Origin of the sequence: Herbiconiux moechotypicola, assembly GCF_024979255.1 — a bacterium.
Lineage (GTDB): Bacteria > Actinomycetota > Actinomycetes > Actinomycetales > Microbacteriaceae > Herbiconiux > Herbiconiux moechotypicola.
In genome coordinates, this window is sequence record NZ_JANLCN010000003.1 from 212,118 (window position 1) to 230,249 (window position 18,132).

An 18,132-nucleotide genomic window follows, 5' to 3' on the forward strand; every position below is an offset into this window, starting at 1 on the left:
CACCCAGGAGTCCCGATGACATCACCCGCCGTCCGCCTCACCGGCGTCTCGAAGCACTTCGGACCGGTCGCGGCGAACAGAGACATCACGCTGAGCGTGGCGCCCGGGTCGATCCACGGACTCCTGGGTGAGAACGGTGCGGGCAAGTCCACCCTGATGAAGATCCTGTTCGGCATGATCCACGCCGACTCGGGCGCGATCGAGGTGGGCGGTGCCCCGGTGTCGTTCCGCTCCTCGGCCGACGCTCTTGCGGCCGGCATCGGCATGGTGCAGCAGCACTTCAGCCTCATCCCGACTTTCACGGTCGTCGAGAACCTCGTGATGGGCCGCGGGGCGACCGGCTGGTTCTCGCGCTGGCTGCGCCCGCTCGATGTGAAGACGGCCCGGGAGCGCGCCGTCGGTCTCTCGGAGCGGTTCGGCTTTGGGCTCGATCCGGATGCGCGGTGCGGCACCCTCTCGGTGGGGGCGCGACAGAAGGTCGAGATCCTCAAGGCCCTGTGGGGCGGCGCCACCACCCTGGTGCTCGACGAACCGACCGCAGCGCTCTCGCCGCCCGAGGCGGAGGAGCTCTACCTGGTGCTCGAACGGCTGCGCTCGGAGGGCACCACGATCATCCTCATCAGCCACAAGCTGCCCGAGATCGTGCGGTTGTGCGATCGCGTCACCGTGCTGCGCGACGGCACGGTCGTGGGCGATCGCGAGATCGACGACGAGGCCAGAACGGATGCGCGCGCCCGCGCCGGTCTGGAGGCCGACTTGGTGCGCCTCATGATCGGGCGTGAGCGACCGGAGACCCCCAGCCGCTCGGCGCGAGCGCTCGACACCGTGCTCGAGGTGCGTGGCCTCGGCGACGGGGGCCGCTTCGGTCCCGTCGACCTCGATGTCGCGGGCGGCGAGATCGTCGCGGTGGTGGGCGTGGAGGGCAATGGCCAGTCCGAACTGATCGACCTGCTGATCGGCGCCTCCCCCACCAGGACGGGCAGCATCGAACTCGACGGCCGGCCGCTCCAGGGCCTCTCCACCCGCCGTCGCCTCGACTCGGGCATCGCGCACATCCCCGAAGACCGCCACGAGCGCGCCATCGCCGACGACCTCTCGCTCACCGACAACGCCAGCTTCGGCTTCATCGACGGCGCGCCGTTCGCCCCGACGAGGTTCTGGCTGGGCAAGCGCGCACGGGTGCGTTTCACCGAGATCCTCATCGAGCGCCGGCGGGTGCGTGCCTCCTCCCCGGCCGCCCCCATCGGAAGCCTCTCGGGCGGCAACCAGCAGAAGCTCGTGGTGGGCCGCGAGCTCGCGCGGGCTCCCCGCCTCATGATCGCGGCCCAGCCCACCCGGGGTCTCGACATCGCGTCGACCACGGCGGTGCACGAGGCCCTGGTGGGCCTCCGCGACCGCGGCTCGGCCGTGCTGCTGGTGAGCCTCGACCTCACCGAGGTGTTCACCATCGCCGACCGGATCGTGGTGGTGCGCGGCGGCCGGATCGTGGGCGAGACGAGCACCGGGGCCGCCGACGTCGACCGCATCGGCGCCTGGATGTCGGGTGCCGAGGAGAGGACCGCCGCGGCATGAGCACGAGCACACCCCAACGGCCCGTCGCCGCGAGCACCACGCCTCCGCGGCAGCGACGGGCGTCGCGCATCGACGCCGACATCCTCGCCGCCCTCGCGGCCCGGCCCGAGCCGGGCGCCCGCGGATTCGTGTCGCGCTTCGTCTCGTCGGTCGCGCCCGCGGGCGCCGGCGTCGGCGCGAAGGCCGGCGCCTTCCTCATCACGGTGTCGCTGGCGCTGCTGGCCGCCCTGCCGATCGTGTACCTCTCGGGCTCGGATGCGGCGACCGCCATCGAGGCACTCCTCGGCGGCAGCTGGGGCAGCGGCCTGGCCATCGGCGAGACCTTCGTGCAGGCCATCCCCCTGCTCATCTCGGGCCTGGCCGTCGCGGTCGCGTTCCACACGGGCCTGTTCAACATCGGCGTGGAGGGGCAGCTCGTGATGGGCGGCCTCGCGGCGGGGATCGTGGGCGCCACGGTCGATCTGCCCGGCCCCCTCCTCCTGCTCGCCTGCCTCGCCGCCGGAGTGGCCGGCGGGGCGCTGTGGGCGCTCATCCCCGCCCTCCTCAAGGCCTTCCGCGGGGTGCACGAGGTGGTGACGACCATCATGATGAACTACATCGCGTTCAACGTGTCCCGCTTCCTCGTGTCGCCCTCGGGACCGTTCGTGTCGGAGACGCAGCCCTCGGCCACCGAGAAGATCCCACTCGAGGCGCGGCTCGCCGTGGTGGCCCCCGGAACCAGGCTCCACGCGGGTCTCGTCATCGCGATCCTGCTCGTGATCGCCGTCGCCTGGCTGCTCTACCGCACCCCCGAGGGGTTCCGCCTTCGGCTCGTGGGGGCGAACCCGGCCGCGGCATCGACGGCAGGGGTCTCCCTCCGCCGCACCGTCGTCACCTCGATGCTCCTCTCGGGCGGCATCGCCGGGATCGCGGGCGCCGTGCAGGTGCTCGGCGTGTTCGGCCGCTACTACGACGCCTTCTCGCCCGGCTACGGCTTCGAGGCGATCGCCGTCGCCCTGCTCGGCGCGCTCTCGCCGATCGGCATCGCCGCGGCCGCCCTGTTCTTCGGCTCGCTCGACGCGGGCGCCGTGCAGCTGCAGGCCGTGGCCGGCATCAGCCGCGAGATGGTGAGCGTGGTCTCGGGCCTCGTGGTGGCCTTCGTGGCCGCACAGCCCGCCGTGCTGAGGCTGCTGCGTCATCTGCGCGAGCGCGCCTCCGCCCGCCGCGCCCCGGCCCGTCCCACCTCAGCGCGCCGCGCATCCGGAACCGACCCGAAAGACCCCGCGTGATGGACATCTTCAGCATCTCCCTGGTCCTCTCCGCCATCCACCTCGCGGTGCCGATCATCCTGCCGATGCTCGGCGGCCTCATCAGCGAGCGCAGCGGCGTCATGAACATCGGCCTGGAGGGCATGATGCTCGGCGGCGCGCTCTCGGCGGTGGCGATCACGTTCCTCACCGGCGACCCGTGGGTGGGACTGGTCGGCGCCATGATCTCGGGAGTCGTCTCGGGCGGCATCCTGGCCGTGCTCACCGTCACGCTCCGCGGCAACCAGGTGGTGGCCTCGACGGCCATCAACCTCATCGGCGCGGGTCTCACGGCGGCGCTCGTGCCGATCATCTGGGGCATCGACGGCACCACGCCGAGCGTGCCCAAGATCCCGTCCCTCGAGGTGCCGGGGCTCTCCGGGCTCCCCGTCGTCGGCCCGCTGTTCAGCGGTCTCACCCTGGTCGACTACGGAGCGATCGCCCTGGCGTTCGCCGTGTGGTGGGTGCTCTTCCGCACCGACGCCGGGCTGCGCATCCGGGCCTGTGGCGAGTCGGCCGAGTCGGCCGATGCGGCGGGCATCGCGGTGGTGCGCACCCGCTTCCTCGCGGTGACCGTCTCGGGCGTCTTCGCCGCGCTGGGCGGCGCCTACCTCTCGATCGTGGCGCTCGACGCATTCCAGGCCGGCATGACGCAGGGGCGCGGATACCTCGCGCTCGCCGCCCTGGTGTTCGGCAAGTGGCGGGTGTGGCCCGCGGTCGCCGTGTGTCTCGCGTTCGGTCTCGCCGACGCGTTCGCACTGCGCTCGCAGATCGTCGCCCCGCAGATCCCGCACGACCTGCTGCTCGCGCTGCCCTACATCCTGGCGCTCGTGGCGCTCGCCACCTTCGTGGGCCGCACCTCGGCGCCCGCCGCGGTGGGCAAGCCCTTCGCCCGCGCGTGAGCCGCGTGGCCCCGGCGGGCCACGGTCACGCCGTCGCCGTCACGCCGACCAGCGGTCGACGTCGTCGAGCCCCTTCCGCACCACGTCGGCGGGGGCTCCGGATGCACGGAGCGAGGTGCGAGCGATGGTCGCCATCCGCTCGTCGCCGAAGCCGAGCACCTCACGGGCGAGCTCGTACTCGCTCAGCACGTCGCAGCCGAACATGACCGGGTCGTCGGCGTTGAGACTGCACGGCACCCCGGCGTCGAGCAGAGCGCCGAAGGGATGCACGTCGTAGGACTCGACCGACTTCAGCACGATGTTCGAGGTGGGGCACACGTCGAGGCACACCTCGCGCTCCACGATGAGCTCGAGCAGGCGCGGGTCTTCGACGGCGCGGATGCCGTGCTGCACGCGATGGGCGCCGAGCACCTCGATGCTCGCCCGCACGCTCTCCGGCCCGGCGAGCTCCCCCGCGTGCGGCGTGAGCAGCAGACCGGCCTCGCGTGCCACGTCGAACGCCGGGGCGAAGGGCTCGGGCGGAAAGCGGCTCTCGTCGTTGTGGAGGCCGAACGCCACCACTCCGCGGTCCACCCAGCGCGCCGCGATCCGGGCCTGCTCGACGGCGTCGGCGGGCGAGTCGTTGCGGTTGGTCGCGAGCAGCCAGCCGATGCCGACCCCGGTCTGGGCGGCCGCCTCGCGCGAGGCGTCGACGAGGATCTCCAGCGTCAGCTCGTCGGGCCCGATGTACCGGCGATGCAACGGCAGCCACACCGCCGGCTCGATCCAGACGCATCCGTGCGCCGCGGCGTCTTCGGCGAGCTCGAGCACCATGCGGCGCAGGTGCTCGGGGGTGCGCATCACGTCGACCGCAGCCTGGGCGAGGTGGTCGAACTCGATGAAGGTCTCGAACCCGGTCATGCGCGGGGTCGGCCGGCCGAGCTCGGTGGCGAACTCGTCGAGGGTCGACTGGCGGATGCCCTCCTCGAAGTGCAGGTGCAGGTGCGCCTTGGGCAGGCGGGCGAGATCGCGCACGGCGGTCATGGTGTCTCCTCGACGGGGTCGTTACGAACGGCGTTCCTGGGCGTCGCCGGCAGCGGTGCGGCCGGCGAGCAGGCGCAGCTTCTCGAGAAGGTCGTCGGTGCCGTCGACCTGGTCGAAGAACTCCCGCTCCACCTCGTCGACGGCCGCGACCGCGCGCTCGGCGAGCTCCTTGCCCCGTGCGGTCACCGAGAGCGCCATCGCCCGGGCGTCGTCGGGGTGGGTACTGCGCACGATGAGCTCGTTCTTCTGCAGCGAGCGCAGCACCTGCGAGGCCATCACCTCGCCCATGCCGGCGTGCTCGGCCACGTGGCGCTGGTTCGGCACCGCCCCCTCGCGGCTCAGCCACCACACCGTGGCGAGCATGTGGAACTGGGCGTGCGTGAGGCCCAGGGTGGAGAGCACGGCGTCCATCGTGCGCTGCCAGCGCAGCGAGGCGTGCCAGAGCATGAAGCCGAGGCTGTTGCCCGCCGAGTGCGTGCGGATCGCCTCGCGCAACGCGGTGTCGGAGAGGCCGTCGACCTCCTCGATCTCGTCTTCACGTACCGGCATCGGCAGCACTCCCCCAGTCGGCTCGAGATTAAACACGGTGGTAACACGATCAGCCTAGATCATTTACTAAAGGTGCGTAGTATCTAATTACTAAAGGTCTTCAGTAAATGGAGGGACGCCGATGGCCGACCGCTTCGAACCGGTGCTGCTCGACAACGACGACACCCGGCTCCGCCGCGCCTGGCACCCGGTCGGGCGCTCGGTCGACGTGGGCGCCGAGCCGTTCCCGGCCCGGCTGCTCGGCACGCCGCTCACCCTCGTGCGCGACGGGGTCGTCGCCCGGGCCGGCCACGGCCGCGAAGACGAGCCGCACTCCCCCGTGCGGGTGGTCGAGGGCGAGGCCTGGGGCGTGCAGGAGATCTACGGACTGGTGTGGGTCGCCCTCGAGCCTCCGGTCGCCGAGCTGCCGCGCATCCCCGAATGGTTCGATCCCGCCTACCACTCGGCGGTGCTCACCCGCACCACCACCGTCGGAGCGGGAGTGCTCATCGACAACTTCCTCGACGTCACGCACTTCTCCTACCTGCACCGCCAGTCGTTCGGGCGCGCCAAGGCGGTCACCGACGAGGGGTACAGCATCATCGCGAAGGGCGACTTCGTGCAGTTGCAACATGACACCGTGCTGCAGGAGGGCCGCCGCCAGAACAACGGGGAGTTCGGGCAGCGTCGCATCGCCACCTACACCTACTGGCCCGTCTACATCACCCACCTGCAGATGTACTTCCCGGTCGACGGTGACGAGGCCGCCGCCACCCTGGTGTGCCAGCCCGAGTCCTCCGACCTCACTCGTGCCTACGTGCTCGTGCTCATCCCGCGCACCGACCCCGGGCTCGACGACCAGGTGCGGTTCTCACGGCAGGTTCTCGACGAAGACCTCGTGATCGTGGAGCGGATGGCCGACCCGCGGCTGTGCCTGAGTGTGCGCTCGGAGCTGCACACCAGGGCAGACCGGGCCGCGGTGGAGATGCGGCGTACGCTCTCCGACTTCCTCGATGCCTGCACGGTGGCCCAGAGCACGGATGCGGCGAGCGCCGGCGCCTCCGTTCCTGCCGCGGAGGTGCTGGCATGACCCGCGTACTCCCCTCGACGGGCACGGCCACCGTGCAGCCCGGCCCGGTCACCCCCTCCGGCTGGTGGCCTCTGGTGTCGCTCGACGCCGTCCGCGACAGCGGGCGCACGGCGATCTCGGTCTCCATCGCGGGCAGCCCCTGGGCCGTCGTGCTCCTCGACGGCGAGGTGGCGGCCATCCGCGACCTGTGCCCGCACCGGCGGGTTCCGCTGTCCGCGGGCACCGTGGCCGATCTGCCCACCGGCCAGGTGCTCGAGTGCGGCTACCACGGTTGGTCGTACGACCGCGCCGGGCAGTGCGCGGCCATCCCTGCCCTCGGCGAAGGTCGCGTGCCACGCGGCATGGGCAGCGTCGCGGCCCTCCGCACCACGCTCGCCGGAGGGATCGTGTGGGGCACGGCCGACGAGCTCGCGGCACCGGCTCCGGCGATCGAGGACGGCTTCGTCTTCCTCCGGCCGCAACGCGTGCCCCTCCCCCTCGCCGAGGTGGTCTCGCGCCTCTCCGGCGACGGCGCCGCCGAGGCGGTCACCGGAGTCGAGGGCTTCACCGGCGTCGCCGGTGTCGAGCTCGGCGTCGCCGGCTCGGCTCTCCGCTACTTCGTCAGGCCGATCGACGACGCGGCGACCTCGGTGTTCCCGCTGGTCGACAGCACCACCCTCGAGTCCCAGCTCCCCGCCTGGCTCGCCCGTCTCGACGGGCTCTCCGCCGCGCTCGCACACTGAGCGCATCCCGTACCGCCACCGCCCACCGCCACCGACGCCCGCACCGCTTCAGAAAGGACAGCACCATGCTCGTCAGCCAGATCCCGGCCCTCAAGGAGTACTGGTACATCGTCGCGTACTCCCGCGACGTCGACAAGAAACCCGTCCGTGTGCGCCTGCTCGGCGACGACTACGTGGTGTGGCGTGGCCGCAAGGGCCTCGTCGGCGCCGCCCTCGACGAATGCCCGCACCGCGGCTCGCGCCTCTCGCAGGGCTGGATCGAGAACGGCGACATCGTGTGCCCGTACCACGGCTGGTCGTTCGACCCCACGGGAGCCTGTACGCGCATCCCGCAGAACGACCCAGACAAGCCCATCCCGCCGCGCGCCCGCTCGCTCTCGGTGCTGGTGGAGGAGCGCTACGGCTTCGTGTGGGTGTGCCCCGGCATGCCGCGGGCGAACATCCCCGAGCTGCCCGAGGCCGAAGACCCCTCGTTCACGCTCATCTACGAGATCCTCGAGGAATGGGACGCCTCGGCCCCGCGGGTGATCGACAACGCCCTCGACATCTCGCACGTGGCCTGGACGCACAAGAACAGCATCGGCGACTCCTCCGCCCCGCGCGTGAACGACATGATCGTCACCCGCGACGGGCACCACCTGAAGTCGAGGGTGAGCTACCGCGCCAAAGTGAGCGCGGCCCTGCGAGCCAGCACGGGCATCCAGTCGGAGTTCACCGAGCGTGTCACCAACTCCGAACTGGTGCAGCCCTTCGTGTTCAAAGACGTGATGGAGTACGAGACCGGCATGAAGCACGTGCTCATGAAGGTCGCCACGCCGATCGACGACACGCACACGCTGTTCTGCCAGTTCATCGCCCGCAACGACGACCCCGACGCCGAGAAGCAGGCGGGCATCGTGGCGCTCGACCGGCAGATCCAGGATGAGGACAAGGAGCTGCTGCAGTGCATCAGGCCCGAGTTCCCGCTCGAGATCCAGACCGAGATGCACACGCGCACCGACCGCATGACCGTGGAGTTCCGTAAGATCCTGGCCGAGCTGGCGAGCGAGAGCTCGATGGTGCCGCCCGACCGGGCCTGGGCCACCCCGTTCCTGCAGGCGACCAGGGCCGAGGTGCAGGCGGCGGGCCTGCGATGAGCGTGCTCACCGAGCTCGACCTGCGGGCGACCGTGGCCGAGCGCATCGAGGAGGCCGACGGCATCGTGTCGGTGGTGCTCACTCCGCCGGCCGGGTCCCGGCTGCCGGAGTGGGCGCCCGGGGCGCACGTCGACCTCGAACTGCCGGGCGGACTGGTGCGGCAATACTCCCTGAGCGGCGACCCGGCCGATGGCTCGGGCTACACGATCACCGTGCTCGACGAACCGGGCGGGCGCGGCGGGTCGCGGGCCGTGCACGACCTCTCGCTGGGGTCGACGGTGCGGCTGCGCGGCGTGCGCAACCACTTCGTGCTCACCGAGGAGCCGTCCTACGTGTTCGTCGCGGGTGGGATCGGCATCACGCCGCTGCGCCCCATGATCGAGGAGGTCGAACGGCTGGGACTGCCGTGGGAGCTGCACTACGCGGGCCGGTCGCGGGCGTCGATGGCCTTCGTAGACCGGCTGGTGGCGGAGCATCCGTCTCGGGTGGCGGTCTACGCGCGCGACGAGGGCGGCTCGCTCGACCTCGCGGCCGTCGTCGCCGCATCATCCGGGGCCGCCCTCTACTGCTGCGGTCCCGGCCGCATGATCGACGCCGCCGAGACCCTGTGCCGCAACGCCGGGCGCGAACTGCACCTCGAACGGTTCGCGGCCGGCGACGGCGTCGAGGTGTTCTCGGCCGACGACCAGCCCTTCGAGGTGCATCTCGCCCAGTCGGGCATCACCATCGTCGTCGAGCCGGGGCAGACCATCCTCGACGTGGCCGAAGCCGCGGGTGCCGACGTGTTCGGCTCGTGCCTCGAGGGCATCTGCGGCACGTGCGAGACGCGCGTGCTCGACGGGGTGCCCGACCACCGCGACTCCGTGCTGAACGGGGAGGAGACCGGCACCATGATGATCTGCGTCTCGCGGGCGGCCTGCCCGCGGCTCACGCTCGACGCGTGAGCACGACGCCCTACGCTCGGACTGTGACCGCCACCATCCGCTTCGAGGCCCCCGTCGTGACCCGCGGCGAGCGCCGCATCGCGTTCCTGCCGGCCGAGGCCAGCGCGGCGCTGCCGTCGCGCGGACAGGTCGCGGTGGAGGGCACGCTCGACGGACGGCCGTTCGAGGTAGCGGTCGTCGAGCCCGACGGGCTGCGCGGGCACTGGATCGACGTGGAGCGGCTGTCGGCCGGTCTGCAGGGCGATCCGGCCGGCGCGCCCGAGTCGGTGACGCTCGAGTTCGCCCCGGCGGGCACGTGGCCGGAACCCGAGGTGCCGGCAGACCTGCAGACCGCACTCGACGGCGCCCCCGCATCCGCCGCCACCTGGGCCGACATCACGCCGATGGCCCGCTGGGAGTGGGTGCGCTGGATCGCGTCGACCCGCAGCCCCGGCACCCGCGCCAGGCGGGTCGAGGTGGGCATCGACAAGCTCGACCGCGGCTCGCGGCGACCGTGCTGCTTCGACCTGTCGTCGTGCACCGACCCCGAGCTGGCCAAGAGCGGCAAGCTGGCCCGCTGACACCGGGCGCCCTCCAACTCCTCCTCCGCCTCACCCGAGCGTGAGCACCACGTGCCCGCGCTTGCCTCCCTCGGCGTGCCGGTGCGCCTCGGCCACCCGGTCGAGTGGGTAGCTCGCCTCCACCGGAGCATCGAGCACCCCTCGCCGTGCGAGTTCGGCCGTCGTCCTCAGATCGGCGGCCACGCGCGCCTCGGGCCGCAGCCCCGTGAACGCGATCACAGCGCGCCGACGCCCCACGATCCGGGTCCACGCCGCCTGCACCAGGATCGCGAACGACGGCACGGTCGTCATGTACAGCCCGTCCTCCTCGAGCAGTCGCCGGGCCCTCCGGTAGCCGAGCTTTCCCGCCACATCGAACACCACGTCGAACGGCCCCGCCCCGGCCACAGCGGCCTGGTCGCTGTACGGCACCGCCACGTCGGCCCCGAGCGACTTCACGAACCCCACGTTCGCCGCACTGCTCGTTCCCGTCACCACGGCGCCGGTCACCTTCGCGAGCTGCACCGCCGCACTGCCCACCGCTCCCGAGGCCCCGTTCACCAGCAGCCGCTGCCCGGCGCGCAGACCCGCCGTCTCCTCCAGGAACGACATCGCGGTCGCGTCGACGAGTGCCGCCGCCCGCACAGGATCGATGCCCTCAGGCACCCGCTCGACGGCGCCGCCCTCCCCGACCACCACGTACTCGGCATGTCCGCCCATCGCGGCGTTCGTCGCCCCGAACACCAGCTCTCCCACCGAGAACCGCCGTGCGCCCGGCCCGAGCGCCACCACCCGGCCGCAGAAGTCGCTGCCGAGCACCCGGATACGCGGCCTCGCCGGACCGAAGGCGAGTCGCGCGAACCACGGCGTGCCCGACCTCGCCGCCACGTCGGACGCCCCGACCGTCGAGGCGAGCACACGCACCAGCACCTCCCCCTTCGACGGCTCCGGTCGCGGGAGCCCTTCCGCCGTCACCACCTCGGGCCCGCCGAAGCGCCGGTACACCGCAGCCCTCACGACCCCGCTCCCGGGTACTGGAACACCGCGTCGAGCGTCACCCCGAACACCGCGGCGATCTGGAACGCCATCTCGAGCGAGGGCGAGTACCGCCCCTGCTCGATCGCGATGACCGTCTGACGGGTCACCCCGAGGGCGTCGGCGAGCTGCGCCTGCGTCATCTCCCCGTGCTCGAAGCGCAGGGCCCGGATGTGGTTGGTGACGCGGGTCGGTTTCACCATGTCACAGCCCCCGGCGGTAGGCGGCGAGCTTGACGATCGAGCTCGAGACCGCCTGCAGCACGAAGCCGAGATAGATCACGTTGGCGATCCAGAACGGCGGCCACTCGGCCAGCGCCATCACCAGCGCCGCCAGCGCCCCGGCGGCCACGACCCACCAGGTGCGCAGGGTGCCCAGCCGGTCGATCTCACGGTCACGCGCATCCGCCCGCAGCGGATCGGTGCCGGCCTGCCCTCCGCGCACCACACCCGCGGCGATCTCCATCACGATGCGCAGCACGATCGCCGCCACCATCGCGGCGCCGATCGACACCAGCAGCGGCACCTGATAGTCGCTCTCGGCGAGCGGATGCACGCCACCGGCGAGCACCACGGCGACATAGGCCGCGTAGACCCCGGCCGAGACCACCAGGTACACCCAGGTACCCCGCTCTTCGTAGGACATGCCACCCTCCATATGTCAGGAATCTTTGACATGCCCAACGTAAAGAAAAGACCACACCGTGTCAAGAGTCTTTGACACGGTGTGGTCTTTCCGCACTCAGCGCGCCCGCACCAGCTTCAGTCCGGCCACGATCACCGGAGCCATCAGCGGCACGAACGCGATCGCCGCGATCGGCCCGAGGTTGAACATCGGCACCACGAACGCGAGGAACGGCAGCGGCGCGATCCACCAGCTCACGACCCGCGCCCGCGCGAGCCCGAGCGTGAGCAGCGGGATCCCGACGAGCGTGAACAGCTGCGCGGTGATGAGCCACACCGCCACGCTCCCCTCCTTCGCCGCGCCGTCGAGGGCGAGTGCCTGTTCGGGCGTCAGCACGTTCCCCGCAGCGACGAGGAACCAGTCCGAGAGCAGCAGGCCCGACATCTGCACCGCGCCGAATCCCACGATCGTCGCGAGCAGCGACACCCACACCCGGCCCCGGCGGCCGACGAGGGTGATGAGTCCCATCACACCGAGCGCGAGCGCTACCCACGAGTAGTGCAGCAGGTTGGCCGAGAGGATGCTCGTGGCCGGGTCGGCGGCGAGCGAGGCGATGTAGCCGGCGTCGCCCTCGGCGGTCTGCGGAGGCGAGAAGAGCATGCCGCCCGCGAACAGCAGCGGGAAAGCCGTGAGGGCGATGCCCGCGACGCGGCGGAGGCCGGTCGGCACGACGCGGTTCACCGCGTCGAGGTCGCGGCCGGTGCGGTCGCGGCCAGGGCCGGAGGCGGCGCCGGCGACCGCGGTCCCGGCGGTGGTCGACTCCGGGGATCCGGAGACGGCGGGAGCGAAGATGTCAGACATGGGAGGGGTTCCTTTCGAGGTCGGTCAAGCGATGACCTCACCCTCTCGAGCGGCTGCCCCGGGCCCCCAGGGGGCGGCATCCCGCATCCGGTCCCGTCTTCGGTCCCGGGTCGGCCGGGATGCACGGCAGGCGCCTCAGAGCCGCCCGAACCCCGAGTCCCGAGCCCGCACGATCGCCTCGGCGCGGTCGGCGACCTGCAGTTTCGCGAAGATGTTCGAGGTGTTGTTGCGCACCGTCTTCGGGGCGAGGAACAGCGCCGACGCGATCTGCGCGTTCGATCTCCCCGCCGCGAGCAGGTCGAGGATCTCGCGCTCACGCGGCGTCAGCTGCGGAAACACCTCGGCGGGCAGCCGCGACGGCGGACCCGACACGAAGAACTCCGCCACCCGGCGGGCGATCGCGGCGCCGAACAGCAGTCCGCCGTCGGCGACGATCTCGATCCCCTGCCTGATCTCCTCCTGCGACGCGCCCTTCAACAGGTAGCCGCGGGCGCCGGCGCGCATCGCGGCGAACACCGTCTCGTCGTCGTTCGACATGGTGAGCACGAGCACCCCCACGTGCGGGTGACGGGCCACGATCTCGCGGGTCGCGGCGATGCCGTCGAGCTCGGGCATCTGCACGTCCATCACCACCACGTCGGGCTGGCCGGCGTCGATCACCTCGATGGCGGCCCGCCCGTCGCCGGCGGTGGCGACGACCTCGATCCCCTCGAGCGAGCCGAGCAGCATGGCCAGCCCGTCGCGGTAGACGGGGTGGTCGTCGACCACGACGACCTCGATCGACTCGGTGCGGCTCACGGGTTTCCCCTTTCGACGGTGACGGCGGTGTCGGATGCGCGGGGTCGCGCCGGCGCTCCCCCCACAGGAAGGGTGGCCCGCACCAGAGTGCCGGGCTCGGCGGGGAGGAACTCCACGGTGCCGCCGAGCTCGGCTGCCCGCTCCGTCATCGAGAGCAGCCCAACCCCGGCCGTCCGATCGGCGGGGATGCCCGCTCCGTCGTCGGCCACCTCCACCACGAGCGCGCGCTCGCCCGCCGGCCGCAGGCGCACCTCGGCCCGCCCCGCCCCTGAGTGCTTCAGGACGTTCGTGAGCGCCTCGGAGACGATCCGGAAGGCGGCGACCTCCACCGCGGCTCCCAGCGGCGGCAGCTCGTCGACGGTCACCGCGATGCTCAGCTGCGGCCCCGCGAGCCGGGCGGCCTGCTGTTCGACGGCGCGGGCCAACCCGAGGTCGTCGAGAGCGGGTGGGCGCAGGGCGTGCACCAGGCCACGGATCTCGTCCACCACCTCCCGGGACTCGTCGATGGCGGTGTCCAGCACGGCCAGCGACCGCGCCGGGTCTCGCTGGGCGAGGTTGCGTGCCGTCTCGAGCCGCAGCCTGATGCCGCCGAGCAGCGGTCCGATGCCGTCGTGCAGCTCACGCCGGAGCCGGGCCCGCTCCTCTTCCCTCGTGGTGACCAGCCCTTCGCGGATCGCCTGCAGCTCGCGCCCGAGCTCGGCATTGCGGAGGCCTGCGGCGGCGAGCCGCACGATGTCGCCGAGCAGGCGCCGGTCGCGGTGCGAGATCGAGGCTCGGCGCCCCGGTTGCAGCAGGATGCGGCCGATCTCGTGCCCCTCGTAGCGCAGCGGCAGCTCCAGGGTCTGGTCGGTGGGTGCGCCGGTCGAGGCCGAGAGCGGCGGGCCGGAGGAGCGATCGAGCTCCACTCGGACAGAGCTCGAGGCGAAGGCCCTGGCCACCGCCCGGGCGAGTTCGTCGAGCTGCGCCTGGGTGTCTCCCGCCTGCTCCAGCCGTCCGGCGAGCTCCGACACCACTTCGTACGGGTCGCTGCGGGTTCCGTTGACCCAACGCGAGACGAGCCGGGCGAGGCGGTTGCGCAGTGGGGTGTAGACGACGATCACGAGCAGCAGGGCCAGCAGCATGGTCACGCGGTCGTCGAACAGACTGCCGACGAGCAAGTACAGGGCCAGGTCGACCACGACCACGCCGGCCAGCAGAATGGCGTAGACGAGGGTCCAGCTCAGCAGCCCGTCGATGGCGTAGAGGCCGTGGCGGGTGACGGCGATCACGATCGACACGCTGACGGCCGCGATGCTCAGGGCGAAGGCCACGTCGGCGACGGCGGTGGGGAGCACCTGCGTGGCGAGGGTGAGCGCCACGAACACCAGTCCTGCCCAGGTGAGCCAGCGCAGCTGGGCCCGCCGCTCCGCCGTGGCGCCGCGGCGACGGCTGATGGTCACGGCCAGCGCCCCCACACAGGCGAGCACCGTGGTGGGGAAGGCGAGGGCGAGCAGCACCTGCCAGAGGGCGTCGGGCAACGGCAGTGCCGGCACCCCGGGGTCGAACCGCACCAGCAGCTCCGACCGGGCGGGATCGCCGTCGGCGAGCACCTCCGCCGGGGCGAGCAGGAAGGTGAGCGGCATGACGGCCGCGAGCGCGAGGCTCACGATGCTCACCGCGCGCCAGACTCCGGTGGCGAGCGTGCCGTCGGGGAACAGCAGCAGGATGAGCGGGATGGGGAGCACGAGCACCGCACCGAGCCTCACGTAGTACCAGAACCCCCAGGAGGCGAGCACGTCGGCGACCCCACCGACGGACTCCGTGGCCAGGGCATGGTTCACCAACCCCACGGCCGGCCCGTCGAGGCCCCAGAGCATGCCGAACACCACCAGCACCACGGCGATCGGGTGCGGGCCGAGTCGCCACATGAGCAGAGCACCCGGAATCGTGAGCACGAGCCCTGGAACGGTACCGCTGGAGGCCGAGCCGAACTCCTCCACGATCGGCGCCCCCAGGTCCAGGACCACGGCCACCACGGCGCACGCCACGACGACCACGACCGCCGCTGCGGCAACCAGCCGCCACAGCACGGTCGCCCGATCCCCCGTGCGGTCCATGCCCCCATCCTGGCAGCCCGACGGTCCCGCCCACACGGGACTCCGGTCCCGCATCCCCGGGCGCGACGCCCCCGACAGCGAGCGCCCCAGGCTTGCGTCGCTCCCCCTCAGATCGTCTGCGCGCGTTCCACGAGCGCCAGATGGGCGGTGTACGCAAGCCTCACGTCCGCAGCCGACACCGAAGCCGCGGCGTAACCGGCCTTGGTCTTCAAGCCCAGCAGGCGTCGAAGGTGCTTCGCCGCACTCGGATCTGCCCGCTCGAGTAGTCCGATCGATTCCTCGTGATTGCCCGAGGCGTTGTAGCCGGCGCCGCGACGGATGCAGATGGCATCGGCTGCAGCGATCCCCGCGTGAACGGCGAGAGTGACGTAGGCGTCGGCGCTCTCGACCACTCCGCTGGCCGGATCTCGGAGGAACGCTGCCGCATCGGCGAATTCGTGTGCTTTTCTCAACCGTGCTGCCGCATCCGCCGGTGTGGCCGGGCGCACCGGCGGTGTCATGCTCCGATGAGCCGCCGGAAGGCAGCCCGTTCTCCGTAGACAGGGATGCCTTCGGCGAGCACCTCGCGAAGCACGGGAACTTTGGCGGCCGCATCCGTCGCCTCGCTGGTCGAAAGCACCAGGGGCCGGACGTCGTTTCCCGTCCATCGCTCGACGGCCCCCGCCAAGTCGCCGACCTGGCCCTCCCAGAGAGCCGATGTGGGGTCATCGGTGATCATCAGAAGATCGATGTCGCTGTCGGTTCGCATGTCGCGCCGCGCGGTCGACCCGAAGATCGCGGCGAAAACGGGTGGAGCAGCCCACCCTCTCATGGACTCGGTGATCCGTGCGATCAACGTGGCCGAGAGCTCTGCAAGCTCGAGGATAGCGGGAGCGGCCAGGTGATCGCGGTTGAGGCGATAGGCCGTGGACCTGCCGATGCGCAACCGCTGCACGATGCCTTGGGATGCCAGTCGGTCGAGAGATCTGCGCACGCCTTCTGTCGACCGCCCGATTCGTGCGTGCACTTCAGCGACCGTGTGCTCGACATCGGCCTGAGCGAGCGCGCCCAACACGTCGCCGTCGACACCCGCGGTCACCACACGGAACGGCGATTGCAACTCCACCCTGCCTCCTACAAAAATACGCGTAGGCGTACAATTGTATGCGCGCTGCGGAGGAGAAGAAAGCCGTGACGTCATGCCCGAATGGTGTACCCGAGACGACGGGATGACACCTGAGTACTTGATACTCAGAGAGACAACCTCACCGCGGAATGGCCCGCTCAGGGGCGGGGCACCACCGGGCTGGTGACCGCCTCGCCGTTGACCGTGGCGGTGGCCCAGAAGAGGGTGCCCGCGGAGAACCACGCCGCCGGGTAGGAGGTGACCGTGGTGCCCGCCGGGCTGGTGTCGCCCGATACCAGGGGCGACTCGGCGCCGCCGTCGTTGTACCAGACCGTGTACGGGCCGCCGAGGTGCACCCCGGGCGAGACGTAGGTGTCGATCGTGAACTGGAGGTCGTCGCCGACGAGCAGCACCTCGAGCGTGACCGACGCCGTGGTCGACGCCGCCGCGGCGGGCGCGGCCGCCACCGCCAGCACGACGGGCGCGGCCCAGGCCGCCTGCACCACCGTGCGGCGCGGAATCCCCGAACGGTCCTGTCCCTCCCCCATGCTGAGGAGGATAGCGCCAGGAGCGCCCGCTGTCACCCCCGAGCGCCCCGCACCGGTTGACGACGGAGGTACCTAACCGTTCCGTGCCCGAAACCGGTGCGGGGCTGTTCCACCCACCCGACGACGGCCGGGCGGAGACCTTGCCTACTTCGCCTGGTACGAGTGCGCGCCGGTTCCCGCGTACGCCCCGCCCTCGACGATGAGGTATTCGGGGCGGATGGCGCGCCCCGCGAACCACGACTCCAGGATCTCGCGCACCCCGGCCGCGTACCGTGCCTGACCGGCCAGCGAGGTACCGGAGGTGTGCGGGGTCATGCCGTGATGCGGCATCGACCGCCAGGGATGGTCGGCCGGAGCGGGCTGAGGAGCCCACACGTCGCCCGCATAGCCTGCGAGCCGGCCGCTCTCGAGCGCCCGCACGACGGCGTCGCGGTCGGCGATCGCACCGCGCGCAGGATTGACGATGTACGAGCCCCGCCGCATGGAGGCGAGCAGCTCGTCGTCGATGAGGCCGCGGGTCTCCTCGGTGAGGGGCGCGTGCACGGTGAGCACGTCGACCTCTTTCACCAGGCTGCGGATGTCGTCGTGGAAGGTGAGACCGTACCGCTCCTCCACGTCGGCGGGCAGACGGTACCGGTCGTTGTAGTGCAGCTTCACCCCGAACGGCGCGAGGCGTTCGATCACGGCGCGCCCGATGCGGCCGGCGGCGAACACGCCGACCTCCATGCCTTCGAGGTCGTAGGAGCGCGACACCGCGTCGGCGATGTTCCAGCCCCCGCCGATCACGATCTCGTACTGGGGGATGTAGTCGCGCACGAGCGCCAGCACCTGCATGACCGTGTGCTCCGCCACCCCGATGCTGTTGCTGTAGGTCACCTCCGCCACGGTGATGCCCCGCTCGATCGCGGTCGCCAGGTCGACGTGGTCGGAGCCGATTCCCGCCGTGATCGCGAGCGAGAGACGCTCTGCCTTCGCCAGCCGCTCCGGTGTGAGGTAAGCGGGCCAGAACGGCTGCGAGATCACGACGTCGGCGTCGGGCAGCTCGCGTTCGAACTCGCTGTCGGGTCCCTCCTTGTCGCTCGTCACCACGAGGGTGTGCCCCGCGGCCTCGAGGAACGTCCTCAGTCCCAACTCACCCGACACGCTGCCGAGCAGTTCACCGGGCGTGAAGTCGATCGCGTGAGGACTCGGCAGGCTCTGGCCGTTCGGATACGACTCGATCAGCGGGATCGAGTCCCGCGCGTAGGCCGGTGGGAAGCCGGTGACCGGGTCGGGATACAGCACGCACAGCACTTTCGCCATCGCAGAACTCCTTCGTCGCAG

20 protein-coding genes are annotated in these 18,132 nt (G+C 71.4%); 8 read left to right on the forward strand and 12 right to left on the reverse strand.

What is annotated here, in order from left to right; genetic code table 11:
- Nucleotides 1–15 precede the first annotated feature (15 nt).
- Genes N1031_RS06115 through N1031_RS06125 form a run of 3 tightly spaced genes read left to right on the forward strand, consistent with a single transcriptional unit; the run spans nt 16 to nt 3,760 of the window.
- On the forward strand, nt 16–1,572 hold the full coding sequence (locus tag N1031_RS06115) for an ABC transporter ATP-binding protein (RefSeq protein ID WP_259478720.1): 1,557 nt from the start codon (nt 16–18) through the stop codon (nt 1,570–1,572).
- Complete coding sequence (locus N1031_RS06120) at nt 1,569–2,840, forward strand: ABC transporter permease (protein WP_259478721.1); 1,272 nt, start codon at nt 1,569–1,571, stop codon at nt 2,838–2,840. Before N1031_RS06115 ends, N1031_RS06120 begins: the two co-directional genes overlap by 4 nt.
- Complete coding sequence (locus tag N1031_RS06125) at nt 2,840–3,760, forward strand: ABC transporter permease (RefSeq protein ID WP_259478931.1); 921 nt, start codon at nt 2,840–2,842, stop codon at nt 3,758–3,760. The genes N1031_RS06120 and N1031_RS06125 overlap by 1 nt, the downstream gene beginning before the upstream one ends.
- 39 nt (nt 3,761–3,799) lie before the next feature.
- Here N1031_RS06125 and add read toward each other — a convergent pair whose 3' ends face one another.
- Nucleotides 3,800–4,783 carry an adenosine deaminase gene (gene add, locus N1031_RS06130; protein ID WP_259478722.1) on the reverse strand — a complete coding sequence of 328 codons (984 nt, stop codon included), beginning with the start codon at nt 4,781–4,783 and terminating at the stop codon, nt 3,800–3,802.
- A gap of 21 nt (nt 4,784–4,804) precedes the next feature.
- Nucleotides 4,805–5,332, reverse strand: coding sequence for a MarR family winged helix-turn-helix transcriptional regulator (locus N1031_RS06135; RefSeq protein ID WP_259478723.1), 528 nt, complete (start codon nt 5,330–5,332; stop codon nt 4,805–4,807).
- Nucleotides 5,333–5,453: 121 nt separating this feature from the next.
- Between N1031_RS06135 and N1031_RS06140 the strand changes: the two genes are divergently transcribed.
- From N1031_RS06140 to N1031_RS06160, 5 genes are all read left to right on the forward strand, one after another.
- Complete coding sequence (locus tag N1031_RS06140; RefSeq protein WP_259478724.1) at nt 5,454–6,401, forward strand: aromatic ring-hydroxylating oxygenase subunit alpha; 948 nt, start codon at nt 5,454–5,456, stop codon at nt 6,399–6,401.
- On the forward strand, nt 6,398–7,123 hold the full coding sequence (locus N1031_RS06145) for a Rieske 2Fe-2S domain-containing protein (RefSeq protein WP_259478725.1): 726 nt from the start codon (nt 6,398–6,400) through the stop codon (nt 7,121–7,123). The genes N1031_RS06140 and N1031_RS06145 overlap by 4 nt, the downstream gene beginning before the upstream one ends.
- A 65-nt stretch (nt 7,124–7,188) precedes the next feature.
- Nucleotides 7,189–8,259, forward strand: a complete 1,071-nt coding sequence (locus tag N1031_RS06150; RefSeq protein WP_259478726.1) for an aromatic ring-hydroxylating dioxygenase subunit alpha — start codon at nt 7,189–7,191, stop codon at nt 8,257–8,259.
- A complete protein-coding gene (locus N1031_RS06155; protein WP_259478727.1) occupies nt 8,256–9,203 on the forward strand; it encodes a PDR/VanB family oxidoreductase in 948 nt (315 codons plus the stop codon). Before N1031_RS06150 ends, N1031_RS06155 begins: the two co-directional genes overlap by 4 nt.
- A gap of 23 nt (nt 9,204–9,226) precedes the next feature.
- On the forward strand, nt 9,227–9,763 hold the full coding sequence (locus N1031_RS06160; RefSeq protein WP_259478728.1) for a YdeI/OmpD-associated family protein: 537 nt from the start codon (nt 9,227–9,229) through the stop codon (nt 9,761–9,763).
- Nucleotides 9,764–9,793: 30 nt separating this feature from the next.
- Here N1031_RS06160 and N1031_RS06165 read toward each other — a convergent pair whose 3' ends face one another.
- The 10 genes from N1031_RS06165 to N1031_RS06210 form a co-directional block, all read right to left on the reverse strand.
- Nucleotides 9,794–10,759: an NAD(P)-dependent alcohol dehydrogenase gene (locus tag N1031_RS06165; protein WP_259478729.1), complete on the reverse strand. Its 966-nt coding sequence runs from the start codon at nt 10,757–10,759 to the stop codon at nt 9,794–9,796.
- Nucleotides 10,756–10,980: a helix-turn-helix transcriptional regulator gene (locus N1031_RS06170; RefSeq protein ID WP_259478730.1), complete on the reverse strand. Its 225-nt coding sequence runs from the start codon at nt 10,978–10,980 to the stop codon at nt 10,756–10,758. Before N1031_RS06170 ends, N1031_RS06165 begins: the two co-directional genes overlap by 4 nt.
- A 1-nt stretch (nt 10,981) precedes the next feature.
- Nucleotides 10,982–11,422, reverse strand: coding sequence for a hypothetical protein (locus N1031_RS06175; RefSeq protein WP_259478731.1), 441 nt, complete (start codon nt 11,420–11,422; stop codon nt 10,982–10,984).
- Nucleotides 11,423–11,518: 96 nt separating this feature from the next.
- Nucleotides 11,519–12,262, reverse strand: a complete 744-nt coding sequence (locus tag N1031_RS06180; protein WP_259478732.1) for a hypothetical protein — start codon at nt 12,260–12,262, stop codon at nt 11,519–11,521.
- A 135-nt stretch (nt 12,263–12,397) separates the two neighbouring features.
- A complete protein-coding gene (locus N1031_RS06185) occupies nt 12,398–13,060 on the reverse strand; it encodes a response regulator transcription factor (RefSeq protein ID WP_259478733.1) in 663 nt (220 codons plus the stop codon).
- Complete coding sequence (locus tag N1031_RS06190) at nt 13,057–15,156, reverse strand: sensor histidine kinase (RefSeq protein WP_259478734.1); 2,100 nt, start codon at nt 15,154–15,156, stop codon at nt 13,057–13,059. Before N1031_RS06190 ends, N1031_RS06185 begins: the two co-directional genes overlap by 4 nt.
- 107 nt (nt 15,157–15,263) lie before the next feature.
- The gene (locus tag N1031_RS06195; protein WP_259478735.1) at nt 15,264–15,656 is read right to left on the reverse strand and encodes a hypothetical protein; all 393 of its coding nucleotides are present in this window, start codon (nt 15,654–15,656) and stop codon (nt 15,264–15,266) included.
- A complete protein-coding gene (locus N1031_RS06200; RefSeq protein ID WP_259478736.1) occupies nt 15,653–16,261 on the reverse strand; it encodes a nucleotidyltransferase domain-containing protein in 609 nt (202 codons plus the stop codon). The genes N1031_RS06195 and N1031_RS06200 overlap by 4 nt, the downstream gene beginning before the upstream one ends.
- 158 nt (nt 16,262–16,419) lie before the next feature.
- Nucleotides 16,420–16,809: a hypothetical protein gene (locus N1031_RS06205; RefSeq protein WP_259478737.1), complete on the reverse strand. Its 390-nt coding sequence runs from the start codon at nt 16,807–16,809 to the stop codon at nt 16,420–16,422.
- Nucleotides 16,810–16,953: 144 nt separating this feature from the next.
- Nucleotides 16,954–18,111, reverse strand: coding sequence for an NAD-dependent formate dehydrogenase (locus N1031_RS06210; RefSeq protein ID WP_259478738.1), 1,158 nt, complete (start codon nt 18,109–18,111; stop codon nt 16,954–16,956).
- Nucleotides 18,112–18,132 lie beyond the last annotated feature (21 nt).

Coding starts and splice junctions, on each gene's coding strand:
- N1031_RS06175 (WP_259478731.1), bottom strand. CDS start 11,422: ATGTCCTACGAAGAGCGGGGTACCTGGGTGTACCTGGTGGTCTCGGCC.
- N1031_RS06145 (WP_259478725.1), top strand. CDS start 6,398: ATGACCCGCGTACTCCCCTCGACGGGCACGGCCACCGTGCAGCCCGGC.
- N1031_RS06180 (WP_259478732.1), bottom strand. CDS start 12,262: ATGTCTGACATCTTCGCTCCCGCCGTCTCCGGATCCCCGGAGTCGACC.
- N1031_RS06155 (WP_259478727.1), top strand. CDS start 8,256: ATGAGCGTGCTCACCGAGCTCGACCTGCGGGCGACCGTGGCCGAGCGC.
- N1031_RS06125 (WP_259478931.1), top strand. CDS start 2,840: ATGGACATCTTCAGCATCTCCCTGGTCCTCTCCGCCATCCACCTCGCG.
- N1031_RS06140 (WP_259478724.1), top strand. CDS start 5,454: ATGGCCGACCGCTTCGAACCGGTGCTGCTCGACAACGACGACACCCGG.
- add (WP_259478722.1), bottom strand. CDS start 4,783: ATGACCGCCGTGCGCGATCTCGCCCGCCTGCCCAAGGCGCACCTGCAC.
- N1031_RS06170 (WP_259478730.1), bottom strand. CDS start 10,980: ATGGTGAAACCGACCCGCGTCACCAACCACATCCGGGCCCTGCGCTTC.
- N1031_RS06195 (WP_259478735.1), bottom strand. CDS start 15,656: ATGACACCGCCGGTGCGCCCGGCCACACCGGCGGATGCGGCAGCACGG.
- N1031_RS06120 (WP_259478721.1), top strand. CDS start 1,569: ATGAGCACGAGCACACCCCAACGGCCCGTCGCCGCGAGCACCACGCCT.
- N1031_RS06150 (WP_259478726.1), top strand. CDS start 7,189: ATGCTCGTCAGCCAGATCCCGGCCCTCAAGGAGTACTGGTACATCGTC.
- N1031_RS06115 (WP_259478720.1), top strand. CDS start 16: ATGACATCACCCGCCGTCCGCCTCACCGGCGTCTCGAAGCACTTCGGA.
- N1031_RS06205 (WP_259478737.1), bottom strand. CDS start 16,809: ATGGGGGAGGGACAGGACCGTTCGGGGATTCCGCGCCGCACGGTGGTG.
- N1031_RS06190 (WP_259478734.1), bottom strand. CDS start 15,156: ATGGACCGCACGGGGGATCGGGCGACCGTGCTGTGGCGGCTGGTTGCC.
- N1031_RS06210 (WP_259478738.1), bottom strand. CDS start 18,111: ATGGCGAAAGTGCTGTGCGTGCTGTATCCCGACCCGGTCACCGGCTTC.
- N1031_RS06135 (WP_259478723.1), bottom strand. CDS start 5,332: ATGCCGGTACGTGAAGACGAGATCGAGGAGGTCGACGGCCTCTCCGAC.